Annotated in this window: 25 protein-coding genes and 2 tRNA genes; 12 read left to right on the top strand and 15 right to left on the bottom strand. The window is 62.8% G+C overall.

The genetic code is table 11. The features are described 5' to 3' along the window. The first annotated feature begins 64 nt into the window (after positions 1 to 64). The gene (locus tag NCHOL11_RS06600) at positions 65 to 460 is read left to right on the top strand and encodes a GFA family protein (RefSeq protein ID WP_097091599.1); all 396 of its coding nucleotides are present in this window, start codon (positions 65 to 67) and stop codon (positions 458 to 460) included. A 498-nt stretch (positions 461 to 958) separates the two neighbouring features. On the opposite strand, the gene NCHOL11_RS06590 is transcribed toward NCHOL11_RS06600, so the two are convergent. After that, the gene (locus NCHOL11_RS06590; protein ID WP_097091597.1) at positions 959 to 1,420 is read right to left on the bottom strand and encodes an RrF2 family transcriptional regulator; all 462 of its coding nucleotides are present in this window, start codon (positions 1,418 to 1,420) and stop codon (positions 959 to 961) included. 111 nt (positions 1,421 to 1,531) lie between these two features. Here NCHOL11_RS06590 and NCHOL11_RS06585 point away from each other — a divergent pair, with 111 nt between their 5' ends. Then, complete coding sequence (locus NCHOL11_RS06585; protein ID WP_441339473.1) at positions 1,532 to 1,981, top strand: globin domain-containing protein; 450 nt, start codon at positions 1,532 to 1,534, stop codon at positions 1,979 to 1,981. Positions 1,982 to 2,074: 93 nt separating this feature from the next. Here NCHOL11_RS06585 and rsmD read toward each other — a convergent pair whose 3' ends face one another. Continuing rightward, a complete protein-coding gene (gene rsmD, locus NCHOL11_RS06580) occupies positions 2,075 to 2,611 on the bottom strand; it encodes a 16S rRNA (guanine(966)-N(2))-methyltransferase RsmD (RefSeq protein ID WP_097091596.1) in 537 nt (178 codons plus the stop codon). A gap of 56 nt (positions 2,612 to 2,667) precedes the next feature. Further along, positions 2,668 to 3,582, bottom strand: a complete 915-nt coding sequence (locus tag NCHOL11_RS06575) for a pseudouridine synthase (protein WP_097092779.1) — start codon at positions 3,580 to 3,582, stop codon at positions 2,668 to 2,670. 160 nt (positions 3,583 to 3,742) lie between these two features. Between NCHOL11_RS06575 and NCHOL11_RS06570 the strand changes: the two genes are divergently transcribed. Beyond that, positions 3,743 to 4,201, top strand: a complete 459-nt coding sequence (locus NCHOL11_RS06570) for a response regulator (protein ID WP_097091595.1) — start codon at positions 3,743 to 3,745, stop codon at positions 4,199 to 4,201. Positions 4,202 to 4,359: 158 nt separating this feature from the next. Here the strand turns inward: NCHOL11_RS06570 and NCHOL11_RS06565 are convergent, their stop codons facing one another. Beyond that, the gene (locus NCHOL11_RS06565; protein WP_097091594.1) at positions 4,360 to 4,650 is read right to left on the bottom strand and encodes a hypothetical protein; all 291 of its coding nucleotides are present in this window, start codon (positions 4,648 to 4,650) and stop codon (positions 4,360 to 4,362) included. Between the two features lie 193 nt (positions 4,651 to 4,843). Continuing rightward, a complete protein-coding gene (locus NCHOL11_RS18345; protein ID WP_097091593.1) occupies positions 4,844 to 5,047 on the bottom strand; it encodes a hypothetical protein in 204 nt (67 codons plus the stop codon). 230 nt (positions 5,048 to 5,277) lie between these two features. On the opposite strand from NCHOL11_RS18345, the gene NCHOL11_RS06555 reads away from it, so the two are divergent. Together NCHOL11_RS06555 and NCHOL11_RS06550 are read left to right on the top strand one after the other, a co-directional pair. After that, positions 5,278 to 5,655 carry a YkvA family protein gene (locus NCHOL11_RS06555; protein WP_217991045.1) on the top strand — a complete coding sequence of 126 codons (378 nt, stop codon included), beginning with the start codon at positions 5,278 to 5,280 and terminating at the stop codon, positions 5,653 to 5,655. Positions 5,656 to 5,817: 162 nt separating this feature from the next. Further along, positions 5,818 to 7,143: an AmpG family muropeptide MFS transporter gene (locus NCHOL11_RS06550; protein WP_097091591.1), complete on the top strand. Its 1,326-nt coding sequence runs from the start codon at positions 5,818 to 5,820 to the stop codon at positions 7,141 to 7,143. Here the strand turns inward: NCHOL11_RS06550 and NCHOL11_RS06545 are convergent. From NCHOL11_RS06545 to NCHOL11_RS06515, 7 genes are all read right to left on the bottom strand, one after another. Then, the gene (locus NCHOL11_RS06545) at positions 7,128 to 7,568 is read right to left on the bottom strand and encodes a DUF6628 family protein (RefSeq protein WP_097091590.1); all 441 of its coding nucleotides are present in this window, start codon (positions 7,566 to 7,568) and stop codon (positions 7,128 to 7,130) included. The genes NCHOL11_RS06550 and NCHOL11_RS06545 overlap by 16 nt on opposite strands. Before the next feature lie 69 nt (positions 7,569 to 7,637). Then, positions 7,638 to 8,963, bottom strand: coding sequence for a bifunctional folylpolyglutamate synthase/dihydrofolate synthase (locus NCHOL11_RS06540; protein WP_097091589.1), 1,326 nt, complete (start codon positions 8,961 to 8,963; stop codon positions 7,638 to 7,640). A 26-nt stretch (positions 8,964 to 8,989) separates the two neighbouring features. After that, a complete protein-coding gene (gene accD / locus NCHOL11_RS06535; RefSeq protein WP_097091588.1) occupies positions 8,990 to 9,841 on the bottom strand; it encodes an acetyl-CoA carboxylase, carboxyltransferase subunit beta in 852 nt (283 codons plus the stop codon). Next, entirely contained in the window at positions 9,838 to 10,665 is an 828-nt protein-coding gene (gene trpA / locus NCHOL11_RS06530; protein WP_097091587.1) for a tryptophan synthase subunit alpha, read from the bottom strand. Before trpA ends, accD begins: the two co-directional genes overlap by 4 nt. Positions 10,666 to 10,768: 103 nt before the next feature. After that, positions 10,769 to 11,998, bottom strand: coding sequence for a tryptophan synthase subunit beta (gene trpB / locus NCHOL11_RS06525; protein WP_097091586.1), 1,230 nt, complete (start codon positions 11,996 to 11,998; stop codon positions 10,769 to 10,771). Continuing rightward, complete coding sequence (locus NCHOL11_RS06520; RefSeq protein ID WP_097091585.1) at positions 11,995 to 12,639, bottom strand: phosphoribosylanthranilate isomerase; 645 nt, start codon at positions 12,637 to 12,639, stop codon at positions 11,995 to 11,997. Before NCHOL11_RS06520 ends, trpB begins: the two co-directional genes overlap by 4 nt. Before the next feature lie 73 nt (positions 12,640 to 12,712). Beyond that, a complete protein-coding gene (locus NCHOL11_RS06515; protein ID WP_097092778.1) occupies positions 12,713 to 13,558 on the bottom strand; it encodes a lysophospholipid acyltransferase family protein in 846 nt (281 codons plus the stop codon). Positions 13,559 to 13,611: 53 nt separating this feature from the next. On the opposite strand from NCHOL11_RS06515, the gene NCHOL11_RS06510 reads away from it, so the two are divergent. After that, positions 13,612 to 14,754: a glycosyltransferase gene (locus NCHOL11_RS06510; RefSeq protein ID WP_097091584.1), complete on the top strand. Its 1,143-nt coding sequence runs from the start codon at positions 13,612 to 13,614 to the stop codon at positions 14,752 to 14,754. 134 nt (positions 14,755 to 14,888) lie between these two features. Here the strand turns inward: NCHOL11_RS06510 and NCHOL11_RS06505 are convergent, their stop codons facing one another. Both NCHOL11_RS06505 and gyrA read right to left on the bottom strand, forming a co-directional pair. After that, positions 14,889 to 15,236 (bottom strand): DUF952 domain-containing protein, encoded by a 348-nt coding sequence (locus NCHOL11_RS06505; protein WP_097091583.1) that lies wholly within the window; start codon positions 15,234 to 15,236, stop codon positions 14,889 to 14,891. Continuing rightward, complete coding sequence (gene gyrA, locus NCHOL11_RS06500) at positions 15,233 to 17,965, bottom strand: DNA gyrase subunit A (protein ID WP_097092777.1); 2,733 nt, start codon at positions 17,963 to 17,965, stop codon at positions 15,233 to 15,235. The genes NCHOL11_RS06505 and gyrA overlap by 4 nt, the downstream gene beginning before the upstream one ends. Before the next feature lie 227 nt (positions 17,966 to 18,192). Between gyrA and NCHOL11_RS06495 the strand changes: the two genes are divergently transcribed. After that, a complete protein-coding gene (locus NCHOL11_RS06495) occupies positions 18,193 to 19,473 on the top strand; it encodes a hypothetical protein (protein WP_097091582.1) in 1,281 nt (426 codons plus the stop codon). Positions 19,474 to 19,601: 128 nt separating this feature from the next. Then, complete coding sequence (locus tag NCHOL11_RS06490; protein WP_441339491.1) at positions 19,602 to 20,855, top strand: tetratricopeptide repeat protein; 1,254 nt, start codon at positions 19,602 to 19,604, stop codon at positions 20,853 to 20,855. 76 nt (positions 20,856 to 20,931) lie between these two features. On the opposite strand, the gene NCHOL11_RS06485 is transcribed toward NCHOL11_RS06490, so the two are convergent. After that, positions 20,932 to 21,405 carry an Lrp/AsnC family transcriptional regulator gene (locus NCHOL11_RS06485; protein ID WP_097091581.1) on the bottom strand — a complete coding sequence of 158 codons (474 nt, stop codon included), beginning with the start codon at positions 21,403 to 21,405 and terminating at the stop codon, positions 20,932 to 20,934. Between the two features lie 200 nt (positions 21,406 to 21,605). On the opposite strand from NCHOL11_RS06485, the gene NCHOL11_RS06480 reads away from it, so the two are divergent. From NCHOL11_RS06480 to NCHOL11_RS06465, 4 genes are all read left to right on the top strand, one after another. Further along, positions 21,606 to 23,363: a sensor histidine kinase gene (locus NCHOL11_RS06480; RefSeq protein ID WP_255254734.1), complete on the top strand. Its 1,758-nt coding sequence runs from the start codon at positions 21,606 to 21,608 to the stop codon at positions 23,361 to 23,363. Between the two features lie 47 nt (positions 23,364 to 23,410). Further along, positions 23,411 to 24,448 (top strand): polysaccharide deacetylase family protein, encoded by a 1,038-nt coding sequence (locus NCHOL11_RS06475; RefSeq protein WP_097091580.1) that lies wholly within the window; start codon positions 23,411 to 23,413, stop codon positions 24,446 to 24,448. Between the two features lie 25 nt (positions 24,449 to 24,473). Then, a tRNA-Ile gene (locus tag NCHOL11_RS06470) sits at positions 24,474 to 24,549 on the top strand. A 95-nt stretch (positions 24,550 to 24,644) separates the two neighbouring features. Continuing rightward, positions 24,645 to 24,721: transfer RNA gene (locus NCHOL11_RS06465), tRNA-Pro, on the top strand. The last annotated feature ends 226 nt before the right edge of the window (positions 24,722 to 24,947 follow it).

The raw sequence follows: 24,947 nt of genomic DNA, 5'->3' as shown, positions 1-24,947 counted from the left end.
GCAGTCCCTTGCAGCAGCCATCGATCTATGAGAACAAAAGGCGAATCATGCAAGGGGAAATGCCATGGCCAAGGGACGATGCCAGTGTGGATCGATCCATTATGAGGTAGAGGGAGAACCATTCTACAGCGCTATTTGCCATTGCAGCGACTGCCGCCGCAGTGCCGGAGCGCCCATGGTTGGTTGGGCGCTCTTTGCAGAAGCAAATCTGAAGGTTGTGGGCGAGCCGAGGCTGTACCGATCTTCTGAAGACGCGACACGGCACTTCTGCGGCAATTGCGGCACCGGCCTTTTCTACCGGAATTTGAAAAGTTTTCCCGGGATGGTCGATATCCAGACTTCGACTTTGGATGACCCCTCTCTAGTTCCTCCCGTCATCCACGTGCAATGGGCAGAGGCATTGCCGTGGATGGGCGCTGCACATGAACTTCCCCATGTTGGGCGCTACCCGGAGGATTGATTACATTCATTTGGTGGCAGCAGGACAACAGTTCGTCGCGGATATGGAACGCTGGCGTCACCGATCTGGTTCTTCACCCGCCAAGAGGCAGAATGGGGTGAAGAACAGGAAAGGACGACCCGATGAAATCGATCATGCTTGCAGGTGCGGCATTGCTGGCTTTTTCAACCGGCGCTACTGGCATTGCGATCGCCCAGGGTGCGCCGGACAATACGGCTCAGCCTCCAGCAACTGACACAATGCCGGCGGATTCAGCGACACCCGCAACGGCTGCCGATCCGAACGCGGGTCAGCCTACCGGAGAGGTTCCGCCTGCTACAGGCATGGCGCCAGCTTCACCCGCAGTGCCTAGAGATCCCGCGGCTCCGGTAGGAAGCTCAGCAAATCCCGTCACGGTGGGCGGGAACATGACGCCGCCGCCTCCTGGCGGAAAGGACTATCCGCTGTGCAGCCGAACCGTACAGGATAGCTGCATCAATCCAGGTGAAGCGCCGCGTTCTAAGAAGGCGCGCAGGAATCGCTGACTGGGGATAGGGGCGCGGGCAGCGCGGCGATGAGCGCCGCCAGCCCGGCCTTGTCTTTAGCGGCGTCGGCCAAACTGTGCTGATCGAGCACGGCGAGGAAGGCGGCTGTCGCGGCCTTCAATATGCCCGAAAGGCCACAGGCCGAACGTAAGCCACAGTTGGCGCAATCGGCAAGGTTCATGTCGGTTTCGGTATGGCGAATGACTTCGCCTAAACTGATCAATTCGGGAGGGCGGGCGAGCGTGAAGCCGCCGCCTCTTCCTCTCTGGGTGATGATGAAGCCCCCGAGGCCGAGATGATGGACGACTTTCATCAAATGATTGCGTGACAACGCGTAGGCGTCGGCGACTTCGGGGATTGTCGCGCGGCCGGTGGGCGTGACTGCCAGATGAATGAGGACGCGCAGGGCGTAGTCGGTGTGGCGAGTCAATTGCATGAAGGAATGCGTTAATTGAAAGAGATTTGAGGATCAAACATGTAGCTGGTTTACATGTTTAAACATGTCACGTAAATGCACCTTTTATCGAGTCTCACAAAGGGGTGCATCATGAACCAGCTCAGCGCTGAAACCATCGCGATCGTCAAGGCAACCGCTCCCGCGCTTCGGAGCCATGGCGTGGAGATCACCACAGCCATGTATAAGCGGCTGTTTCAGGATACGTCGATCAAGGACATGTTCGACCAGGCAGCGCAGGAAAGTGGCGAGCAGCCGAAGCGTTTGGCAGCCGCTATCCTGGGATATGCGGAAAATATCGACAAGTTGCAGGCACTGACCGGCGCGGTGGAGCGCATGGTGCAGCGGCATGTCGAAACCGGTGTGAAGGCCGAACATTATCCTAAGGTCGCCGAGGCGCTGCTGCCCGCGATCCGTGATGTGCTGGGGGCTGAGGTAGCCACCGACGCGGTTCTGGAGGCCTGGGGTAAGGCTTACTGGTTCCTGGCGGATATTCTGATTGGGAAGGAAGCGCAGGCTTATGAGGATGCTGAGGCTGCTTGATTGAGAGGAGCGGGGGGCGCTTGGGGCGTTCCCCTCTCCCTAACCTCGATGAGCGTCACCTGGCTCTCATCGACCCCTGAAGGGGAGAGGGAGTTAGGCCACTCGGAGGAGGGTCAAGCGGGCTTTGCCGATGTCCCGTATTGCGTCCGCGACGAAGCCCTTCACTTCCACATCCTCGCGGCGGTCGGTTTCGATGCTGACCCAGGTTGCGGGGCCGGTCCATCCCAGGCGGCTGAGCTTGTCGAGCGCTACCGCGCCCGCGCCGCTATTGTAGGGCGGGTCCATGAAGATGAGGTCGAGCGGCTTGGGGGCTGGGCCGAGGGACAGGACGCTGCTCTGGCGAATCTCCGGGCGGACGCCGAGCCGTTCGCCATTGGCGCGGATCGCGTCCAAGGCTGCACGATCCTGTTCGACGAAGAGACAAGTGGCTGCGCCCCGCGACATGGCTTCAAAGCCCAAGGCTCCCGACCCTGCGAAGAAATCACCGACATTCAAGCCTTCGAAGGAGCCGATCCGGCTCAGCAGCATGGAGAAGAGCGTTTCGCGGGTGCGATCGGCGGTGGGGCGCGTCGCGTCGCCCTTGGGAGCGGTGAGGGGGCGGCCTCTCCAGTGGCCTGCGATGATTCTCATGGGTGGCGTTCCAGAAGAAGGGCGGGCTTCGGCAAATTAGCCCGAAGGGATGAAAATCAGGATTTGGGCGTCTTCAGGCTTTTGCGGAAGACGATGAGGTCATGCTGCCGTACCTCTTCCACCGCGCCCGAAGCCAGTTCGCCGAGGTGAAAGGGGCCATAGCTGGTGCGGATGAGGCGGTTCACCTGAAGTCCGAGATGTTCCAGAACGCGGCGGACTTCGCGGTTCTTGCCCTCCGTCAGCGTCATTTCGATCCACTGGTTGCGCCCGGTGCGGCGTTCCAGATTGGCCTCGATCTGTCCGTAGCGGATGCCGTCAATCTCTATGCCTTCGAACAGATCTTCAAGCTGAGCCTGGCTGATGTCGCCGAAGGCGCGGGCGCGATAGGTGCGGGGAACGCCGGTTGCGGGCAATTCCATCTGCCGCTTGAATTCGCCATCGGTGGTGAGGAGCAGCAGCCCTTCGGTCGTCATGTCCAGGCGACCGATGGGCATCACGCGCGGCAGATCGGCGGGCAAGCGGTCGTAGATGGTTGGGCGGCCGCGGGGATCACGTTCCGTGGTCAGATAGCCTGAAGGTTTGTGAAAGAGGAAGAGACGTGCCGGAGCAGGCTGAGCGACTGGCGTGCCGTCCACCGCGACCCCGTTGAGCGAGGTCAGCAAGGTTGCAGGCGTGGACACAGCTTCGCCATCCAAGGTGACGCGGCCTTCCTCGATCATGCGTTCGACTTCGCGGCGCGAGGCTATGCCGGCGCGGGCAAGCAGCTTGGCGATGCGTTGCGGTTCATTCTTGCCGCTGGCGGCCGCAGCCGTGCGAGCCGGGTGGGGATTGGCAGGCTTGGCCGGAGCGGGCTTCGCCTTGCGGAAAGGGGGCCGAGCCGGACGCGTACCAGCTGGCTTGTCCTGCGAAGGGCGCCGGGGTCCGCCCGGTCCTGCCCTGCGCGGCGGTCCTGATTTTTTCGGCGGCTCCACGCTCGGTTCCTTTAACGAAGCGGCGGCGCTTCCCATATGGAAAGCACCGGAAAATGACGAAAGGTGCCGTGCCATCGCCCAATGCGGAGGAACGGCCGCAACTCCCTTGGGATGCTGCGCGTTTGATCGGTTGCATGGCGCATATGGGGCGGATCGGCAAATGTTTTTCGGGCTAGTCAAAGGGGACTCAAAGCCACGGCAGCAGGGACAGGCGATCCGCAGCGTGCTGGTCGTTGAAGACGAGCCGCTGGTCGCGTTCGACAATGAGCATGTGCTGGAGCAAGCGGGATATCGCGTTGCAGCGACCGTCGATGATTATGATCATGCCATCCGCGTGATCGAGCAGGATGAGGTCGATCTGGTCATCGCCGACATCACCCTGCACGGGGACAAGACCGGCATCGACGTCGCTCGGCATGCCTATGCCAAGGGTTTGGCGGTACTGTTCGTCAGTGGAAGTTGCCCGGTGGACGCGCATGAGATGGCGGTCGGATGCCTGGCCAAGCCCTATTTGCCGCGCGAACTGCTGGCTTCGATCGGCGTGATCGAGGCTTTGATGGTTGGGGCCGATCGTCCCCGGGTGCCTCGGGGGTTGCATTTGTTTGATGATGTGGGGTGAGTTGGGGGTGGGGCAGCGGGTTTCGTTGTGCTCGGGATCGGCGGCTGAGTAAGTGCTGTTGAGGGAGATGCTAGCTTTCGCTCGCATAACAGCGTGTCAACGGCGGCTAACGACCAGTTCTTGCCGCTAATGACTCTGAATTTTCGGCTTGCTTACGGTCAGTCTGGCGGCCCCCAATCGGTCATCGCTTCCTCGCCATTGTGCAAGAATGGCCCCTCCTCCGAACCGAAGTTGGTCCAGATGACGATTTCAAATATCCCGTCATTGTCGATAAAGTCGGTGATAAGCGGCGGCTCGTTAGGTCGAGGGAAATCTGACTCATAATAGAAATGCATTTCTTGCCCCGGTTCTAGCCGGTAGCGCTGTGTAGACAGTTCGAAGTTCACAAACTGCGGCTGACCGGTGCTGTTTCTGATGGTATGTTTTAGTCGCGCCACCCGCTTCTCCATTGCTCTGTCGCGCTCTGTTCAACGTCGATTATCAGCGTCGTCGCGCTCAAAACACGGCGGTCCGCAATCCACCCGGCATCGTCGCTCCCGTCCCAAGAATGGCTCTGTGCTGGGATAACCCGCTGGTCCGGTTAAGGATTGGAAAGCTGCCTAGCGGTAAGCGACCACTTTTGGACATTCTGCCGTCCGCGCCTTATGCCCAGATAAGAAAGTCCACAAAGGCAAATAGGGCTACCCAGACTAGCACCAAAGCATAGAAACCGAGGACGCTTTCTGATCTACTGATTTGCGTCGCCTTTCCTCCCGCAATGGGCACGCGGATAGTCTGACCGCGCAACAGCATAGCTGCCACGACGACGATTTGAGCGATGGCTACAGCAGCAAAGAATAGGTTCATGCGCTCAGCTTAGTGGGTTGCTGGGCAGGTCGGCAATGTCAGCTATCATCAACGCCGTCGGGTTTAGCAGACCGTCCCCAATCCACCCTTTATGTATGGGCGTGTGTTGAGATTTTTGTGATGCTAGGTTCGGCTCTCGCCCGAAAGATGCCAGCGTTCGCTGGCATGACGGATAGATACTAGAGCAATGATCAGTTGCGGGCATCGTGACGCTATCTCATTCTACACTGATGACCCGGACAGCGATGACAAGGCTCAAGGCGTGGGCGAGGAATACCAAGCGTGATATCATCGCCCTCTGGCTCGCTGCGCGCGATCCGCGGGTTGCCTGGTATGCGAAGGCTTTGGCGGCTGCTGTCGCGGCTTACGCCCTGTCGCCGGTCGACCTCATTCCGGATTTCATTCCTGTCCTTGGCTATCTTGATGATCTGGTGATCGTGCCGTTGGGCATCATGGCTGCGGTCAGGCTCGTTCCTCCGGATGTGATGGCTGAGCTTCGGATGAAGGCCGTGGAGCGGCGCAAGCCTGTGTCTGTGGCAGGTTTGATCTTCGTTGTGATCGTGTGGATTGTGGCGGTCGGGTTTGTGGGGTGGATGTTGGTGGGTTGATGGCGTCGAAGCGCCAACCTTTTGCACTCGATCTACGTTGCGCTGGCCCACCCCCAGCCCTCCCGCCTGCGTGAGGGGAGATAGGGAGGGGCCGTTGTGCTTGTTTCTTCGATGATTGGCCATATGGTGGCGGGATAAGCATCTTCGGGGGCGCAGCTTTTCATGAATGACATTGCCGTTGGCACCAGAAGTTGGCTGGATGCTGTGAAACCCTATGTGGAGAAGGCGCCGCTCGCCGCGCTTTTCCTGGGGATTTCCTCGGGCTTTCCTTTTGCGATGATCGGCGCGAACCTGGCGTCACGACTGGCGCAGGACGGGATCGACAAGAAGAGCGTCACGGCGTTCAGCCTGGTGCTGCTCGCCTATAACCTCAAATGGCTGTGGGCATGGGTGATCGAAGGGGTGAAGCTGCCGCTGCTGCATCGGCTGGGGCAGCGCGTGTCCTGGATGCTGGTGGCCGGTCTGCTGGTGATGGCAGCGGTGGTCAATCTCGCCTTTGTCGATCCGGCGAACGACCTGATGGGCACGGTGCGGGCGGCGATCCTGCTGGGGATTGCGGGGGCGACGTTCGACATCATCATCGATGGCTATCGGATCGAGATACTGCGGCCCGAGCAATTGGGCATCGGTGCGGGGATGTCGCAATATGGCTGGCGGATCGGCGCGGCAGCGGCGGGTGCGCTGGCGCTGGTGGTGGCGCAATATTGGGACTGGACGCTGGCTTATCTGGTCTGTTCCATGTTCGCGCTGCCCGCGATGCTGGCGGCGTTGGTCGTCGGCGAGCCCGAGCGGCATCGGGAGATTGCTTCGCGCAAGACGGGCGGGGAGCTGGTGCAGGCGATCGTCGGGCCCTTCGTCGACTTCTTCAAGCGCAAGGGCGCGCTGCTCGTCCTGCTGTTCATCATCGTGCACAAGATCGGGGACACGCTGGCGAACCTGACGTTCCGGCTGCTGTTCAACGATCTGGGCTACAGCAATGAGGAGATCGCGATCTACGATGTGGGCGTGGGCTTCTGGGCGTTGCTGGCGGGGATTTTCGTGGGCGGCGTGTTGTATGCGCGGCTGGGGTTGAAACGGTCGGTGCTGATCAGCCTGGTGCTGATGGCGGTGTCGAACTTCAGCTTTGCGCTGCTGGCGGGGACCGGCAAGAGCAATCTGGGCATGGCGGGCGCGATCGGCTTCGAGAATTTCGCGAGCGGGATCGGCGGCGTTGCGGTGGTCGCTTACTTCTCAGCGCTGTGCGACCTGCGCTTTACCGCTGCCCAATATGCGATGATTTCGGCCGCGGCGAGCATCGTTGGGCGCTTCCTGACCGGGACGACGGCGGGAGCGCTGATCGAGCGGTTCGGCTATGTGGACTTCTACCTGTTGACGACCGTGTTGGCGCTGCCGGGCATCATCCTTTTCTGGCTGATGATGCGCAGCGGGCTGGTGGATGCGAGCGTCGGCAGCGCGGCGACGGATGAGGGGGCTCAGGCGCCTGCGTAAAGGTCCAGCGGGCGGCCGAGATCGCCGTGCGCTTGGGCTACGGCTTGCAGGCAGGTGAGCGCGCCCAGCACATCGTCGGTGCCAAGCAGCGTGGCGAGCTGGTCGTAGGATGAAGGCGGGTCCTGCAGCGCCGTGCTGATCGCTTGCATGAGGGTTGCTTCGTCGGCGGTCATCCGGGCGCAGCAACAGGGCGCGACCAATATCCGGCGGGTGGCGCAGCGGGCGACTTCCAGCATCATGGCGCGCATCAGGACGAGCGGACGGCGATAGCTGCGCCCGAATGCGCCCAGCATGGCGTTCGCGGCATGGGCGTCGTTGACCCCGGCGCTGGCCATGCGGCGCATCGTGTAAAGGAAGAGGCGGTTGCCGTAGCCGTGCGGCATCGAGCGGGGCAGGTCTAGAGGGCTGATCTCTCCATGGGCCATGTGCGAGCACCTTTATCCGTTGTGTGACGGACCGCAGGTTACGCTATTGCGAGTCAATCGCAAGTCTATTCAGTCAGGAAACTGCTCGTTCAGGCGCAAAATTTCGCCTGCCAGGTAAAGCGACCCGGCGATGAGGAGCAGCGGGGCTTGATCTCCGCTGGTGGTGGCGACGGCCTGGATCGCTTCGGCGGGGCTTGCATGGGCCGTGCAGCCTATGCCCCATTGCTCCGCAATCGCGGCGAAGCGGCTTGCGGGGTGATGATCATGGCCCGGCACGGGGAGCGCGTGGATGTGTGCAATGCGCCCGGCGAAGGGAGCGAGGAAGGCGTCCACATCTTTGTTGGCGAGCATCCCGATGACGAGATGCAGTTGGCGGCCGCCAAGCCGGTCGGCGGTGAAGAAGGCGCTGATTGCTTCGCCTGCTCCGGCGTTATGGCCGCCGTCGAGCCAGGCTTCGCTGCCAGGCGGGAGGGGGGCGAGCAGGGGACCGTCGTCCAGGCGCTGGAGGCGCGCGGGCCAATGCGCCCAGAGGGGCGCGGCCTTCAGGGCGGCCTCGCTGACGGGCAGGGCGCTTTGATGGCGGAGCATGGCGAAGGCGAGCGCGGCGTTCTGTACCTGATGCGCGCCGGGGAGGCGGGGGAGCGGGGTGTCGAGGCGGCCTTGCTCATCGCGGTAATGCAGGCGGTCGCGATAGCTAGCGGCGTCCCAGCTTTGGCCCATGGGGAGCCAGACGGTGCGGGCGCGGTTGGCGGCTTCGCGCATCACGGAAGCGAGCGATTCGGGGTAGCGCTGCGTGACTAGGGGCGCACGGGGTTTGGCGATGCCTGCCTTTTCCGTGGCAATCGCGCGAAGATTGTCGCCGAGGAAGGCCTGATGATCGAGGCCGAGCTGGGCGATGCCGCAGACGGCGGGATTCTCGATGATGTTGGTGGCGTCGAGCCGTCCGCCGAGCCCCACTTCGATGATGCAGGCGTCGGCGGGATGTTCGGCGAAGGCGAGGAAGGCGGCGGCGGTTGTGACTTCGAAGAAGCTCGCGTTGATACCCTCCGCAACGTCCAGCACGCGAGAAAGATAGTGGGCGAGCGCTTCGTCGCTGATCAGCTGGCCATTGAGGCGGATGCGTTCGTTGAAGCGGACGAGATGGGGCGAGGTGAAGACGTGAACGCTCCTGCCGTCCGCTTCCAGAGCCGCGCGCAGGAAAGCACAGGTCGAGCCTTTGCCGTTGGTGCCCGCGACATGGAACACTGGCGGCAGCGCGCGATGGGGGTCACGCAGCCGGTCGAGCAGGCGGGTGATGCGGTCGAGGCCAAGCGTGTCTGCGCCAGGCGAGAGCGTGGCGAGCCGGTCCAGTTGAGCCTGAACGCCCGGATCATCGGAAATGGCGTGGTCGGGCATGGCCCTAAATCCCTCGCGCGGTGGCGTCAGGCGGCCGCGCGGGGAGCGAGGTAGCCGATCACCCGTGCGAGCGTGTCGCGCAATTCGCTACGGTGAACAACCATGTCGAGCATGCCATGTTCCAGCAGATATTCAGCGCGCTGGAAACCGTCGGGCAGCTTTTCGCGGATCGTGCTTTCGATGACGCGCTGGCCCGCGAAGCCGATAAGGGCGTTAGGCTCGGCGATCTGGACGTCACCTAGCATCGCATAGCTGGCGGTCACGCCGCCCGTCGTCGGATCGGTGAGGACGACGATATAGGGGAGGCCCGCCGCATGCAGTTTCTGAATCGCGACGGTCGACCGCGGCATCTGCATGAGGGACAGTATCCCTTCCTGCATGCGCGCGCCGCCTGCTGCGGTGAAGATGACATAAGGGCATTTATGGCCGATGGCTTCGTTCACGCCCTGGATGAATGCCGCGCCCACGCCCATGCCCATGGAGCCACCCATGAAGGCGAAATTCTGCACGCCCATGACCAGCGGAACGTCGTCGATCGCGCCGCGCGCGTTGATGAGGGCGTCCTGATCTCCGGTCTGGGCACGGGCGGCCTTCATGCGGTCAGGATAGCGCTTGGAATCGCGAAACTTTAGCGGGTCTTCCTGAACCGGGGGGGTCGGCAGCAGGATGAAGCCTGCGTCGAGGATCTGCTCGAACCGCTCGGACGGGCCGATGCGGCCATGATGGTCACAGCGCGGGCAGACGGACAGATTGTCCTCCCACTCCTTGATGAAGATCATTTCCGTGCAGGACGGGCATTTGTGCCACAGCGTCTCGGCCGTGCTTTCCTTTTTGGCAAGGAAGGGGACGGCGTTGCGGACGCGGTTGATCCAACTCATGCGGCGGTCTCCCGAAAGTGGGGGCTGTTGGCTTTGAGAGCGCCGCTCAAGGTGGCGACGAACTCCTGAACGAAGGGGGCGGCGGCGTCGCCATGCGAGCCGATGATGTCGACAATGGCCGATCCGACGACCACGCCGTCAGCGACACGGCCGATCGCGGCGGCCTGCTCGGCGGAGCGAACGCCGAAGCCGACGGCGATGGGAAGGTCCGTCGCGGCCTTCAGCTTTTCCACGGCCTGTTCGACGGCGGTTTGGGCTGCCTGCTGTTTGCCGGTCACGCCCGCAACGGCGACATGGTAGAGGAATCCGCTGGCGCCATCGAGCACGGTCGGAAGGCGCGCGGCATCGGTCGTGGGTGTCGCGAGGCGTATGAGGTGAACGCCTGCCGCGCGCAGGGCAGGGCCGATTTCGGCGTCCTCTTCGGGGGGCGTATCGACACAGATGACGCCATCGATGCCTGCTTCACGGCACTGGTTCGCAAACCATTCGGAGCCACGGATCAGCATCGGATTGGCGTAGCCCATCAGCACCAGCGGCGTATGGGGGTGCCGCGCGCGGAAAGTGGTGGCGAGATGGAAGATGTCCTTGGTCTTCGTACCCGAGCCAAGGCTGCGCAGATTTGCCAATTCGATCGCGGGGCCGTCCGCCATCGGATCGGTGAAGGGCATGCCGAGTTCGATGATGTCGGCGCCGCCAGCAACAAGGGCGTCGAGAATCGCCGGAGTAGCAGTAACGGTCGGGTCGCCCGCGGTCACGAAGGTGACGAGGGCGGCGCGCCCTGCTTCCTTGCAGGCGGCGAAGCGGGTGGCGAGGCGGTCAGTCATCAGTAATCCCTGCGCGGGCGTGTTCCTGCGCAGGCAGGAATCCAGATCGGACGGCGGGACTGGGCTCCTGCCTTCGCAGGAGCACGGAGTGCGCGGAAGGGCATCACATCTCCACTCCCAGCGCGTCGGCGACGGTGAATATGTCCTTGTCGCCCCGTCCGGAGAGATTGACGACGATGATCTGGTCCGCGTCCATCGTGGGGGCAACCTTTTCCGCGCTGGCGATGGCGTGGGCGGATTCCAGGGCCGGGATGATGCCTTCGAGAGCCGCAAGCTTCTGGAAGCTGGCGAGCGCTTCGTCATCGGTGATCGGCATATATTGAACGCGGCCGATCTCATGCAGCCAGCTATGTTCAGGGCCGATGCCGGGATAGTCGAGCCCGGCCGAAATGCTGTGCGCTTCGGTGATCTGGCCGTCTTCGTCCTGAAGCAGATAGGTCCGGTTGCCGTGGAGGATGCCGGACGCGCCGCCCGCAAGCGAGGCGGCATGCTTGCCGGTGAGGCCCTCGCCCGCTGCTTCCACGCCGATCATCTTGACGTCCACATCGTCAAGGAAGGGGTGGAAAAGACCAATGGCGTTGGAGCCGCCGCCGACCGGGGCGATCAGCAGGTCAGGCAGGCGGCCTTCGATTTCGACGATCTGCTGGCGCGCTTCCTTGCCGATCACCGACTGAAAGTCGCGGACCAGTTCAGGATAGGGGTGCGGCCCGGCAGCAGTGCCGATGATGTAGAAGGTGTCGTGGACGTTCGAGACCCAATGACGCAAGGCGTCGTTCATCGCATCTTTCAGCGTTTGCGAGCCTGACACGACGGGAATGACTTCCGCGCCCAGCAGCTTCATGCGGAAGACGTTGGGCTTTTGCCGCTCGACATCCTTCGCGCCCATGAAGATCTTGCATTCCATGCCGAACAGGGCGGCGACGGTGGCCGTGGCGACGCCATGCTGGCCCGCACCCGTTTCGGCGATGACCTTCTTCTTGCCCATGCGGCGGGCAAGCAGAGCCTGGCCGATGCAATTGTTGATCTTGTGCGCGCCGGTGTGGTTCAATTCCTCGCGCTTCAGGTAGATTTTTGCGCCCTTACCATCTGGGGAATCGGCGCGCAGCGCTTCGGTGAGGCGGCCTGCATAGTAAAGCGGGTTGGGCCGGCCGACATAGCTTCGCAGCAACTCTTCGAACTCGGCTTCGAAAGTCGGGTCCTGCTTTGCTTCCTTGTAGACTTTTTCCAGCTCCAGGATGAGCGGCATCAGCGTTTCGGCGACATAGCGGCCGCCGAAAGACCCGAAATGACCGGATGCGTCCGGTTGCGAGCGGAGGGAGTTGCTGATGGTCATGATTGCTGTGCCGCTTTGCAGAAGGCCATGATCTTGTCCACACTCTTGATGCCCGGCGCGCTTTCCACGCCGGAAGAAACGTCGATCATCGGTGCGCCGGTGATGCGGATCGCTTCGGCGACATTGTCGATGCCGAGACCTCCTGAAAGGCCCCAGGGCATGGATATGGGGACGCCGCGCAGCAGGGTCCAGTCGAAGCGGAGCCCCATTCCACCGGGGAGCGCCGCGCCATCGGGCGTTTTCGCGTCGAACAGGAGGAAGTCGGCCGCACCGGCATAGGCTTTCGCAGCATCGATGTCCGCGCGGGTCTTGACGGAAATGGCTTTCCAGACGGGGAGGTCGAAGCGCTTAGCGATAGCGGCGGCGCGTTCGGGGCTTTCCTTGCCGTGAAGTTGGAGGGCGGTGAGAGTCTTGGTTGCGGCGAGTTCAGCAAGCGTTTCGTCTGTAGGATCGACCAGGACAGCTACGCGCTCGACATGGGCGGGGACGGTTGAGGCCAGAGCGCGCAACTGGTCGGCCTCGACATGGCGGGGGCTCTTGGCGAAATGGACGAAGCCCAGACGGGTGGCGCCTGCCCGAACGGCTGCGCCGATCGTGTCGGGCGTGGAAAGGCCGCAAATCTTGATGGCGAGTCGGGGCATTTGGGGGCTTTAGCGGCTGTTGGGTTGGGAGAGAACCGGTTTGATCCTCATGCGCTCAGCCCGAACGGGAGGATCAGACCGTCAAATCCATATCGTGGAGCGCCAGCCATTGGTCGGCATGGTCGATACAGGCTTTGCCGAGGAACGCGTCGACCTGATCCATGATCTGGTCGTCGGTGAGTTGCGCGGGGTCGAGCGGCGGGTGCCAGTGGACGCGGAAATTGGGCCCGGTGGTTCGGATCAGGTAGAAGGGGAGGAACTTCGCACCGACTTTGCGGCCTAGGCGCAGCGCGACGGAAAGATTGCCGGACGGCGGCAAGTCGCGGCCGAAGCGGGGGAACCAGACCTGACGATCGCGGCGCTCGTCCAGCAGGATGTAGAGGGTGGCGCGGTCCTTGGTCGTCAAATGCTTCAGGATGCCACGCGCGGCGCCGTCGCCGGTGATCGCCTCCCCCATATAAGAGCTGCGGGCACGTTTCAGCATGGCGGCCTGCCCCGGATCTTGCGGCGGGTCATAGACGCCGAGACCGGGGCGGTCGGTCGAAGCCTTGATATGGGCGGCGAGCAGGTCCCAATTGCCGATGTGCACCGCGAGCGCGATCATGGGGCCGGGACCGGCGAGGACCTCGTCATAACCTTTGGCGTCTTCGACCGTGATATGATCGTTTTCGATCAGCCGGTCGATGTTGGTGAGTTCGGCCATGGTGCGGCCGAGATTGATCCAACGGCGAGTGAGCATTTCCTCACGCGTGGCTTCATCCAGATCGGGGCGCAGGATGGCGAGGTTGGCGCGGGCGCGCTGGTCTCGCAGCTTCATGTTCCTGCGCGCGACATTCGCGGACAGCCAGCCACCAAGCCATGAGGCGACCGACGCCGGGAGAATGCGCAGGAGGGTGAAGAGAAAAGGGTTGGAGAGCATCTTGCCAAGCGTCATACAGCAGCGGTCGGGGCGGTAAAGGGCTTGGATTTACGATGGGTTGGGCCTTTTGGGCATGGGCGGTGCTGCAGGGGCTGACGCTGCTGGGCGTGCTGAACTATTGGCGGCATCTTCCAGTGGACCGGAAGGAGGAAGCGCCTGAGGGCGTGGTCGTCCTGCTGTCGGTGCGGGATGATTGGGATGGCGGGGCGGAACTGATCGCCCGGTTGAAGGCGCAGACGGCGCGGTTCAGGTTGGTGATCGCGTCGAGCGGCGGGTGCGCAGCGGCGGAAGCTTTGGCGGCGCGGGAGGGGGATTGGGTGCAGCTTGTCCGCGCGGGTGTAGCGGTGGATGAGGGGCAGAAGGTTCATAAATTGCGGGCGGCTTTGCGGGCTTTGCGGCCGGAGGACCGCTATTTGGTGTTCGTGGATGCGGATATCGAGCCGCCTGCCCGGTTGGTGGGGCGGTTGCTGTTTCCCTTGGTGCGGGGGAAGGCGGACATCGTGACCGGCTATCGGCTGCTGTTGCCTGAGGCGCGGCCCGCGGCGGCGCTGGTTGGGGCTGTGGAGATGCAGTTGGCGACATTGCCACGGGCTGCGAGTGCGACCATGCCCTGGGGCGGAGCGATGGCGTTGACGCGTGAGGTGGCGGAGCGGCTCGACCTAGACGCGGCGCTGGCGGGGCGGTTGTCGGATGATATGGCGATCGGCCTTGCGGGATGGCGCGCGAAGCTGCGGTTGCGGCCGGTGCGGGATTTGCTGGTGGCATCGCCGCTGGAGGGAGGCGGGGCGATTGCGTTCGGCGTGCGGCAGTACCGGCATATCGTGACGAACAGCGTGGGGATGTGGGGCATTGCTGCTCTGGTGGTTGGCGCGCAAGCTTTGGGCTGGGTTTGGGCGATGTGCTGGGGTGGTTGGGGCGCTCTGGCCATTGGCTATGCGGCCGCGGCTGGGCGGGCGTCGGTTCGGCGGCGGATCATCGCGGGAGTATTGGAGCCGGACCAGGCGCGGGCGGCGCAGCGTTCGCTCTGGTGGGATGCGCTGGCGCCTTTTGCCGTGTGCTGGGCGCATTGGGGGATGCAACTCGCGGCGGCTGGATCACGGCGGATCAGGTGGGGCGGATTTGATTATTGGGTGAGCGGCGGGAAGGTGGTGCGCATGAGAAGAGCGAGGGAGTTGTCCGTTTCGCAAACGGCCTAGGACTTAAGTTGATTTTGGATCTCTCGCTCGTCGTGATTTAGGAGAGTGAAATATACCAGCAGGCGAGCGGCTTGTGGAACGTCGCTCATAGAGCCGGATGATCTATCGCGATCAAACGACCACATTGTGGCACGTCAGAACCCTGCAGGAAAGAGATGCTTGCCCTGTTCATCCAGGCGCAGGACGACCTTTCCCGCGACCGCGCTGACGGGCAGGTCGGCGTAGAGGTGTGGGAAGAGCGCGCCGCCCCGTGATTCTTCCCATTTGAGCGCATCGCCGAAGGGGGCGAGGTCGATCATCAGCATCACCAGATGGTCCTGACCCGCGAAATGCTTGGCGGCGGTTTCAGCCGCCTGTTCGCGGGTGGACAGGTGGATGTAGCCGTCAGCGAGATCGACGGGCGCGCCCTTGAACACGCCGTCGGTCTTTAGCTGGTCATACTGATCCTTGGTCAGGATTTTATAGGCGAAGAGCTCCGTCACTCGTCGGTGAGGTCCGGGTCGGCTTCGGGGCTGACTTCGGGCGAGACTTCCATGCCAGCAGGGGTGCTGATTTCCGTTTCCTCGTCGCTTTCCTCGATCTTCGCGGCGCTGACGACATGTTCGTCGTCGGACACATTGAAGAGGCGCACGCCTGCCGAATTGCGGCCGATGACGCGCAGGGTATCGAGGCCCATGCGGATCAGCTTGGCCTGGTCGGTTACCAGCATCAGATGATCGCCATGACGCGCGGGGAAGCTCGCCACCACCGGGCCGTTGCGGCCGATATTGTCGATGTTTGTGATGCCTTGGCCGCCACGTCCGGTGCGGCGATAGTCATAGGCCGACGACAGCTTGCCGTAGCCGTTGGAGCAGACGGTGAGGATGAACTGCTCCTTGCCCTGTAGCTCGGCGAAGCGCTCCTCGCTCATCTGGGGGGAGCCTTCCTTCTCCGGCTTCCACGGGGCGAAACGCAGATAGTCTTCGCGCTCCTCCTGCGTCGTCCCGGCGCGGTGGAGGATGGAGAGCGAGATGACTTCATCATCGCCCTTCAGCGTCATGCCGCGTACGCCGGTAGACGTACGGCTCTGAAACTCGCGCACGTCGGTCGCCTTGAAGCGGATCGCCTTGCCCTGGCGGGTGGCGAGCAAGACGTCATCCTCTTCGCTCAGCAATGCGACGCCGATCAGGCAATCGTCGCTGCCCTCATCGAAGCGCATCGCGATCTTGCCGTTGCTCGGCACGTTGGCGAAGGCGTCCATGCTGTTGCGGCGGACCGTGCCGTTCGCGGTGGCGAACATGACGTGCAGGTCCTTCCAGCTATCCTCATCCTCGGGCAGCGGCAGCACGGTCTGGATCGTTTCGCCCGGACCGAGCGGCAGGAGGTTCACCATCGGGCGGCCGCGCGTCGCGGGGCCACCTTCTGGAAGGCGCCAGACCTTGAGGCGATAGACCTTGCCTGCGGTGGAGAAGAAGAGGACCGGCGTGTGCGTTGAGGTCACGAACAGTTCGGTGATCGCATCCTCATCCTTGGTCGCCATGCCGGACCGGCCCTTGCCGCCGCGCGCCTGGGCGCGGAAGCTTTCGAGCGGGGTGCGCTTGATATAGCCCTGCACGGTGACGGTGACGACCATCTCCTCGCGCTCGATCAGGTCTTCATCCTCGATGCCGTCGGCGGCGGCGGTGATTTCGGAGATGCGGGGCGTGGCGAAGTCGCGCTCGATCGCCTCGAACTCCTCGCGCATCACCGCGTAGAGTTTCTGCCGGTTGCCCAGGATTTCGAGATATTCGGCGATGGCAGCGGCCAGTTCGGCCAGTTCGTTGCCGATCTCGTCGCGGCCAAGCGCGGTCAGGCGGTGGAGTCGCAGGTCCAGGATGGCGCGAACCTGAACGTCGGACAAACGGTAGGTGTCGCCGGTCGCCTCTGTCTCGATCGCTTCGACGAGGCGCAGATAGGGCGCGATTTCAGCGACCGGCCATTCGCGGGCCAGCAGCGTTTCGCGCGCCTCGGCCGGACTGGCCGATCCACGGATGGTGCGAACGACTTCATCGAGGTTGGTGACCGCGATGACGAGGCCCAGCAAGATATGCGCGCGGTCGCGGGCCTTGTTGAGTTCGTACTTCGTACGGCGGGTGATGACCTCTTCGCGAAACTTGACGAAGGCTTCGATGATATCGCGGATGTTGAGAAGTTCGGGACGGCCGCCTCGAATGGCGAGCATGTTGGCCGGGAAGCTCGACTGCGCGGGAGTGTTGCGCCACAGCTGGTTGAGCACGACCTCTGGCGTCGCATCCCGCTTCAGGTCCATGACGATGCGGACGCCTTCGCGATTGGATTCATCGCGAATGTCGCTGATGCCCTCGATCCGCTTGTCCTTGGCGGCTTCGGCGATCTTTTCAACCAGGCCATTCTTGCCGACCTGATAGGGAATGGCGGTGAGGACGATGGAGCGACGGTCGCCGCGTCCTTCCTCGATCACGTGGCGCGAGCGCATCATGATGGATCCGCGCCCGGTGTGATAGGCGCTGCGGGCACCCGACTGGCCGAGGATCAGCGGCGCGGTCGGGAAATCGGGGCCGGGGACGATCTGAATCAGTTCGTCGATGGTGATCGCGGGGTTGTCGATATAGGCAAGGCAGGCGCGGACCACTTCGCCCAGATTGTGCGGCGGGATATTGGTCGCCATGCCAACCGCGATGCCGCCCGAGCCGTTGACCAGCAGATTGGGAAAGCGCGCGGGCAGAACCTGCGGCTCGCTTTCCGAAGCGTCATAGTTGGGTTGGAAATCGACCGTGTCCTTGTCGAGATCCTCCAGCAGGGCATTCGTGACCTTGGCCAGGCGCGCTTCGGTGTAGCGCATCGCCGCCGGCGGATCGGGATCCATTGAACCGAAGTTCCCCTGACCATCGATCAAAGGGACCCGCATCGCCCAATCCTGGGTCATGCGCGCCAAGGCGTCGTAGATCGGGCTGTCGCCATGGGGGTGATATTTACCGATCACGTCACCGACGATGCGCGCCGACTTGCGATAGGGCTTGTTGTAAGTGAAGCCCGATTCATGGGCCGAAAAGAGGATACGGCGGTGCACCGGCTTCAACCCGTCGCGCACGTCCGGCAGGGCGCGGGCGACGATGACCGACATGGCATAGTCGAGATAGCTTGCCTTCATCTCCTCCACGATGGAGATGGGGCTGATGTCCGAAGGGTCGGCGAGGGCGGTCTCGTCGGTCAATGCGATTCTCTTTTTGGATGGAACTGTTTCGTTGCTCATGCACTAGCGGAGCGAAACAAATCTGTCACCCCTCGCGCGCACGCGCGCTCGCGTCAGATCAAGCTGCAAGAAAGGGCTGACAGGCGGATAACTGCTGCATATACGATGTTCAAACGTCATTCACGCGCCGTCCCCTAAACGGCGCTCAATCAAGGGGCGCCTTTCCCCCAGGGCGCACAGAGGAGAAGATGATCATGCGTTTTGTATCCCCCGTGGCGCTCGCGCTGGCCCTTGCGGTGACCGGAGGCGCCATTTCCGCGCCCGCGATGGCCGCGAAGAAGGAAGACAAGAAGGGCGGCGCGCCCAAGCTGAATGTTTCTCCCGACGTCATAAAGGCTCTGCAGACGGCGCAGGCGGCAGCGCAGAAGAACGACTTCGCAGGAGCCAAGGCGGCGCTGGCGGATGCGGACAGCAAGGCCAAGTCGAACGACGACAAATATCAGATCGGCGCCATCAAGCTGAACACCTCCATCGCCGCCAAGGACAGCGCGATGCAGGGCGAGGCGCTGGCGCAGATGCTCGACAGCGGCCTTACCCCAGCAGAACAGGTCGGCCAGTTCAACGCGGTTGCCGCCGATCAGGCGCTTCAGGCGAAGAATTACGATCTGGCGATCCAGCGGGCTCAGGCGGCCATTCAGGCAAACTACAAGCCCGAGTCCATCAATGCGACGCTGGCACAGGCCTATTTCGGCAAGGCGGGAACGGCCAATGCCGGCGCTGAACCTGCGCGCGGTCTCAATCAGAAGGGCCTTGCCGCGCTGAAAGCTGCTGCCGACGCGACGAAGGCTGCTGGCGGCCAGGTGCCCGCGCAGTGGTATCAGATCGGTGTGAGCCGGGCCGCCGCATCGCGCCTGCCCGAAGTGACCGAATGGGCGACATTGGCGTACCAGGCGGCTCCCAACGGGGAAAACCTCCGCACCCTCGTCCGCCTTTTCCAGCAAGCGAACCCGAATATCACCAACCGCGAAAATCTGGACGTTCTGCGTCTGATGGCGGCCTCGGGCGGCCTGGTGGTTGCTGGCGACTTCCTTGAATATGGGGAAATGGCGTCCAAGACTGGCATCTATGGCGAGGTGAAATCCGCGATCGACCAGGGCCGGGCCAAGGGTGTGCTGAAGGGCACGTCGGGCGCCGATCTCTATCAGACGGCGGCACCGAAGATCGCCGGTGACAAGGCGTCGCTCGCTTCGGCCGAGGCCGATGCCCGCAAGGCGGCCAATGGCAAGATCGCAGCGGCGACCGCTGACGCTTATCTCGGCTATGGCGACTATGCCAAGGCGGCGGCCATGTTCGAACTCGCCAAGCAGAAGGGCGGCGTCGATGCGGACGAGGTGAATACGCGTCTTGGCATCGCCAAGGCCCTGGGCGGTGATGTGGCATCGGCGAAGGCGGCGTTGCAGTCGGTGCAGGCCGGCACGCGCAAGAAGATCGCCGACCTCTGGCTGAGCTATCTCGCGACCAAGGCCTAAGCTCAGGAAGGTGCGCTGCTCATCCGGGTGGCGCACCTTCTTCATATCGACATGAACAGGGACCGGCGCCTGAAATCGGGCGCCTGACATAAAAGGGGACGGCCGACATGATCGGGCTGCGACAATCCATGCTGAAATCTGGGCTTCTTGCGATCACGGCTCTTACGGCCGTATCGGTGCCGGCGACAGCCAAAAAGGCGTCAACCAGCGGGCCGGTTATCACCATGTCCGAAGGGTTCCGGGCAGCTGCACAGGCGGCGGACAGCGCGATCAAGGCAGGAGACACGAACAATGCCCAGGCGCAGATCAGCGGGTTGATGCCGGTCAGCGACTATGAGGCCTATGTTGCCGCAGCCTTGCGGTTCGAACTGGCGGTGCTCAAGCGCAATTTCCAGGGCCAGCGCGTGGCATTGACCGACATGTTCAAGACGAATTCCGTGCCCAAGAAGGATGCGCCGCGCCTGCGCTACACCGCCGGCTACCTGTCCTATGTGGTGGGCAATTATGACGACGCGCTGGCGCAGCTCGATTATGCCAAGACGCTGGGGTATGACGGCATCGACGCGACGATGCTGCGTGCGGACATCTATCTGCGCAAGAACAAGGTTAAGGACGCGCGGCCCTTCGTACAGGAAGCGCTGGCGCGACAGCGGGCGTCGGGGCAGGCGATCCCGGCTGCCTGGTATGACCGTGCCATCTCGCTCGCTTATGCAGCGGGTGACTGGGCCGAGGTGGGATCGCTCTATCGCGAGCGCCTGGCCCGTTATGGATCGGCCGGGGAATGGCGGTCCGCGCTTTCCAATTATATGACGGCGCCGGGGACCGACGCGCAGCCGCAGCTTGACCTTTACCGCTTGCAGGCGGCCAATGGAGCGATGGCGAGCGAGCGTGACTATCAGGCCTATGCGCAGCTCGCTGAAAAGGCGGGCAATTATGCGGAGGCCAAGGCCATCATCGAGGCTGGCCGCTCCGCGGGCAAGCTGACGCCGACGCAGGCGGTGACGGCAAGCCTGATGAAGAGCGTGACGCCCAAGGCGGCGAAGGAAATCGCCGCTTTGCCAGCGGCCGCGAAGAAGGCAGCGGCCGCGAAGGACGGGTCGGCGGCGATGTCTGTGGCAGACAGCTATTTCTCGCTCAGCCAGTTCCCGCAGGCGGTCGAGATGTACCGGCTCGCCTTGTCGAAGGGCGGCGTTGACCAGGGGAAGGCTAATGCACGCCTTGGCATAGCGCTGGCGCGGTCAGGCGATCTGGCGTCGGCGAAGACGGCGCTTGCACAGGTTACGGGCAATTGGGCGAACGTCGCCGGTTTCTGGAGCGTGTGGGTTGACCAGCAAAGCCGCAAGACGGCGTTCCAGCCGGTAGCAGTGCCGCCTGCGAGCTAAGTGTTAGGGAAGGGCCAGCGCGCAGGTTCGTTGCGCGCTGGCCCTTTGGCAAAAACCGCGCCCCGCTGGGTGCCGGTCAGAGTGGCAGGGGCACGCCAGGCAGATTTTTCGACATGCGGATGGTGAGGGACGTCTTCACGCTCACCACATTGGGGGCAGGCGTCAGCTTCGACGTGAGGAATTGCTGGAAGCTCTGAAGATCCTTGGCCACGACCTTCAGGATGAAATCAATCTCTCCATTCAGCATATAGCATTCGCGAACCTCCGGCAGGGTCGCGACATGATCCTCGAAAGCCTTTAGGTCAGATTCCGCCTGGCTCTTCAGGCTGACCATCGCGAATACGGTGATGGTGTAGCCCAGCATGGCCGGGTTGACCACAGCATGATAAGAAGTGATCGCGCCGCTTTCTTCCAAGGCGCGCACGCGGCGCAGGCAAGGAGGAGCGGTCAAGCCGACCTTTCGCGCGAGCTCCACATTGGTCATCCGGCCATCCTGTTGCAACTCGCCCAGGATGTGGAGATCGATGTCATCAATAGCGGGCCCAGCCATTCTTCTGCTTATTTCCTTTCTAATCCTTACGCCGTATCATAATAATATTTCAGGGCAATGCAATTGTCCCACTATGCGACGCTCCCCGAATTGCCATCCGCTGGCTCTTTTCCTCAGGCACGGGAAGGCCTATTCGTTCGTCATGATTTCCTTTCGCGGCGAAGTTCTGCACGTCGGCGGAAGTCCTCAAGGGGAATAAGGTGCGCTTCAACGATTTGATGCAGACGGTTCTCGCCGCAGAAAACAGGAGCGGCCTGGGCGCGGTGACGCTGTGGCGTCAGTGCGTCGATCTGCTGGCGCAGAATGATCGTGCCGACCGGCGCACCTTGCCGGATGAAGAACGCGCCGTGTTGCTGGACCGGCTCGCGGGACTGCAACCTCAATTGTCGGAAACCCAGCGGATCGCGTCGGTGGTCGAGCTCGGCGGACGCTTGCGGTCGCCTGCGCTCGTCGAGTTTTTCGCCAATGACAGGCCCGCGATTGTGGCGGCCGCCATGTCGCGCGCACGCCTGCCTGATGAAGCCTGGATTGCCCTGCTGCCTAGCCTCACGCCAACGGCGCGTGGCGTTCTGCGGGGACGGCGGGATCTGGGCGCCGCGACACAGCAGGCGCTGGAGGCGTTCGGCGCGGCCGATCTCGTCCTGACAAGCGACCGACCGGCGGAACCTGTCGACGATATGAGCGACATGCTGCTGACGCCCGCCATGATGGCGCCAGATGACAGCGCGGAGCCATCTGCGGATGTGCAGGAAGCACTGGTCGAAGACGCTTCGGCCGAGCCGACGGATGACGTTCCGGCAGGCGACGACCAGATCCGGAACCTCGTCGACAGGATCGAACGCTTTACGAGCGGGCGGCGGATACCCGATGTTGTCACGCCCCGCGCCGACGTTGGGCAGTCCGGCGCCGTCGGTTCCTTCGCATTCGAAACGGATGCCACGGGCATGATGATCTGGGTCGATCAGGGCCCGCGCGCGGCGCTGATCGGACTTTCGCTTGGTGAGGTGGCTGTTGTCGGCGCAAGCGGCCCCGACGGCAGCGTTGCGGGCGCTTTCATGCGGCGCAGCGGATTCCAGAATGGGCGCTACACCATCGTCGGCGGAGCGATGGCGGGCGAATGGCGGCTATCGGCAACGCCCTTCTTCGATCCGCGATCGGGCAGATTTCAGGGATATCGCGGCCAGGCCCGCCGCCCCTATCTGCATGAGGTCGCGGCTCCGCCGCAGGCTGAACCTGTGTCAGTCGCCGGACTTTCCGCCGACTCGCTGCGGCAACTGGTGCATGAGCTGCGCACGCCGCTGAACGCTATTTTGGGGTTCGCCGATATCATCGAACAGGAGCTGTTCGGTCCCAGCGGCCCCGAATATCGGGAGATGGCGGGAAAGATTGCTTTGGACGCCCGGCATCTGCTGGCTGCTTTCGATGACCTTGACCTTGCGGCCCGCGTGTCGCGCGGAGAAGGGGCAGAGGCTCCGGTTGCGATCGACCCGGCGTTGCTGATCGCGCAAGTGTCCGCTCGGTTCCGGGAGCAGGGTGAGGGAAATGGCGCTCAGATCGACATCAATCTGGCGCGATCGCTGCCGATGGTGCGGATCGATCCGGTTCAGGGCGAACGCATGGTACAGCATCTGATCCGCACGGTCGTTTCAATCGCGACGCCGGGCGAGGCGCTGAGCGGCGCTTGCTGGTATCAGCCGGATGGCGGACATGGATCGGTGATGCTGGCGGTCGACAGGCCTGCAAGCCTGGAGGGGATGGATGAGGAGCGGCTGCTTGACCCGGGCTATACAGCCGATGGCGATTGGGCGGATGGCCCGTTGCTGGGCCTCGGCTTTTCGCTGCGCCTGATACGGAGCCTTGCGGCGGGTTGCGGCGGCGCCTTGGAGATCGAGCCGGATCGCTTCCTGCTGTCGATGCCAGCGATCACCTTGGCTGAGGATGCCGCAGGCAGCTTCTGACACTGAGGGAAACTCTATCGCAACCTTTGCGGCGGTAGAGCGGGGCTATGAATTCATCTGATCATGACGGCAGTCTGCTGCGCAGGCCCTTGGCGCAGGACATGGTCACGCTTGCCCCCGATTTCGGGACGCGGTTCATGCTGTTCGTTGATACCGAGGAAGAGTTCGACTGGAGCGCGCCATTCAGCCGCCATGGCCATGGCGTGACGGCACTGGATGGCATGGCGCGCGGTCAGGCTTATTTCACGTCAGCGGGCGTGAAGCCCATTTATGTTGCTGATTATCCAGTGGTAGACGATGACGCCGCTGCCGGGATGATGGCGCAGTGGGTGGCTGACGACACGGCGGATGTCGGCGCGCACCTTCACCCCTGGGTCAATCCTCCGCACGTTGAAGAGGTGACTGAGGCGAACAGCTATGCAGGGTTTCTTCCCGAGGCGGTTGAGCGCGCGAAGCTGGAAGCATTATGTCACCGGATCACGGAGCGGTTCGGCCGACGCCCGGCAGCCTATCGCGCTGGGCGCTATGGCGTTGGGCATAATAGCGCGCGCTTGTTGGAGGAGACCGGGTTTCGGCTCGACAGCTCGGTACGCAGCAGGTTCGATTATAGCGCGCAGCATGGACCGGACTTCCGGGGTTTGCCACTCAATCCCTATTGGGCGGGGCCGGAGCGTGCTCTGGTCGAGCTGCCGCTTTCGACAGCCTTTGTGGGGATGTTGCGAAGCGGGGGCGAGCGGCTTTATCAAAAGGCGCAGTCGGTCGGCAGGATCTCGGGGGGCTTGGCGCGTAGCGGTTTGTTCAGCCGGGTGCCATTGACGCCAGAGGGCGTGCCGGCCCGCGATGCCATAAGCGCGATCGATGCGTTGATCGAAGAAGGCGCCGCAGTCCTGAACTTCAGCTTCCACTCGCCGACGCTGGAGCCGGGGCACACGCCCTATGTGCGCAGCGCGAAGGATCAGGCGGCCTTTTTCATGTGGTGGGACAAGATTTTGGACTACCTCGCCAGGCGAGATGTCAAAGCGGCTTCGCTGGATCAGTTTCTGGAAGCAGTTCCGGTGCGGAGACAGGCTTGCCAAGCGGCCTGATGCCTCCTATCCGGTCGATCAGGTGGGGCCTGTAGCTCAATGGTTAGAGCTGGCCGCTCATAACGGCTAGGTTGCGGGTTCGAGTCCTGCCGGGCCCACCATTTCCTGCATCGGCCAATCTGAAGAGAATAGAATGCCACTGTTCCGCGATGGCTCATTGACGGGACGCATTCTTCGCCGCTAAGGCGCCTTACGTCGGGGAGTAGCGCAGCCTGGTAGCGCATCTGCTTTGGGAGCAGAGGGTCGCAGGTTCGAATCCTGTCTCCCCGACCACTTTCATAAAACCGAATTATTTCAGCGGTTTAGCCGGAAATCTCGCCCACTTGTGGGGCAGGTTTGTGGGGCAGGTTTGTGTGATGAGTCACGCCCTCGACTCCGACCTCCTTCACCTTCTACCCATTCTCCCGATGGGAACGTAAGACCCCGACGAAAGGACTTTCGCCGATGTGATGCTGGCACACGTTGCCGGTGGCGAAATTAGTCGGTTGCGATTAGAGGA

This window comes from Novosphingobium sp. Chol11 (assembly GCF_900218065.1).
Classification (GTDB): Bacteria; Pseudomonadota; Alphaproteobacteria; order Sphingomonadales; family Sphingomonadaceae; genus Sphingobium; species Sphingobium agri.
Note: the sequence above shows the minus strand (reverse complement) of the source record. Positions and strands in the feature narration are given on the sequence as shown.

Bases quoted from the DNA above. Each gene is read 5' to 3' on its own strand.
- NCHOL11_RS06600 (WP_097091599.1), top strand. From the start codon at position 65: ATGGCCAAGGGACGATGCCAGTGTGGATCGATCCATTATGAGGTAGAG.
- NCHOL11_RS06555 (WP_217991045.1), top strand. From the start codon at position 5,278: ATGACCCGGACAGCGATGACAAGGCTCAAGGCGTGGGCGAGGAATACC.
- NCHOL11_RS06550 (WP_097091591.1), top strand. From the start codon at position 5,818: ATGAATGACATTGCCGTTGGCACCAGAAGTTGGCTGGATGCTGTGAAA.
- NCHOL11_RS06515 (WP_097092778.1), bottom strand. From the start codon at position 13,558: ATGCTCTCCAACCCTTTTCTCTTCACCCTCCTGCGCATTCTCCCGGCG.
- NCHOL11_RS06590 (WP_097091597.1), bottom strand. From the start codon at position 1,420: ATGCAATTGACTCGCCACACCGACTACGCCCTGCGCGTCCTCATTCAT.
- NCHOL11_RS06585 (WP_441339473.1), top strand. From the start codon at position 1,532: ATGAACCAGCTCAGCGCTGAAACCATCGCGATCGTCAAGGCAACCGCT.
- NCHOL11_RS06490 (WP_441339491.1), top strand. From the start codon at position 19,602: ATGCTGAAATCTGGGCTTCTTGCGATCACGGCTCTTACGGCCGTATCG.
- NCHOL11_RS06475 (WP_097091580.1), top strand. From the start codon at position 23,411: ATGAATTCATCTGATCATGACGGCAGTCTGCTGCGCAGGCCCTTGGCG.
- trpA (WP_097091587.1), bottom strand. From the start codon at position 10,665: ATGACTGACCGCCTCGCCACCCGCTTCGCCGCCTGCAAGGAAGCAGGG.
- rsmD (WP_097091596.1), bottom strand. From the start codon at position 2,611: ATGAGAATCATCGCAGGCCACTGGAGAGGCCGCCCCCTCACCGCTCCC.
- NCHOL11_RS18345 (WP_097091593.1), bottom strand. From the start codon at position 5,047: ATGAACCTATTCTTTGCTGCTGTAGCCATCGCTCAAATCGTCGTCGTG.
- NCHOL11_RS06520 (WP_097091585.1), bottom strand. From the start codon at position 12,639: ATGCCCCGACTCGCCATCAAGATTTGCGGCCTTTCCACGCCCGACACG.
- NCHOL11_RS06495 (WP_097091582.1), top strand. From the start codon at position 18,193: ATGATCATGCGTTTTGTATCCCCCGTGGCGCTCGCGCTGGCCCTTGCG.
- accD (WP_097091588.1), bottom strand. From the start codon at position 9,841: ATGAGTTGGATCAACCGCGTCCGCAACGCCGTCCCCTTCCTTGCCAAA.
- NCHOL11_RS06540 (WP_097091589.1), bottom strand. From the start codon at position 8,963: ATGCCCGACCACGCCATTTCCGATGATCCGGGCGTTCAGGCTCAACTG.
- NCHOL11_RS06545 (WP_097091590.1), bottom strand. From the start codon at position 7,568: ATGGCCCATGGAGAGATCAGCCCTCTAGACCTGCCCCGCTCGATGCCG.
- NCHOL11_RS06510 (WP_097091584.1), top strand. From the start codon at position 13,612: ATGGGTTGGGCCTTTTGGGCATGGGCGGTGCTGCAGGGGCTGACGCTG.
- trpB (WP_097091586.1), bottom strand. From the start codon at position 11,998: ATGACCATCAGCAACTCCCTCCGCTCGCAACCGGACGCATCCGGTCAT.
- NCHOL11_RS06570 (WP_097091595.1), top strand. From the start codon at position 3,743: ATGTTTTTCGGGCTAGTCAAAGGGGACTCAAAGCCACGGCAGCAGGGA.
- NCHOL11_RS06565 (WP_097091594.1), bottom strand. From the start codon at position 4,650: ATGGAGAAGCGGGTGGCGCGACTAAAACATACCATCAGAAACAGCACC.
- NCHOL11_RS06485 (WP_097091581.1), bottom strand. From the start codon at position 21,405: ATGGCTGGGCCCGCTATTGATGACATCGATCTCCACATCCTGGGCGAG.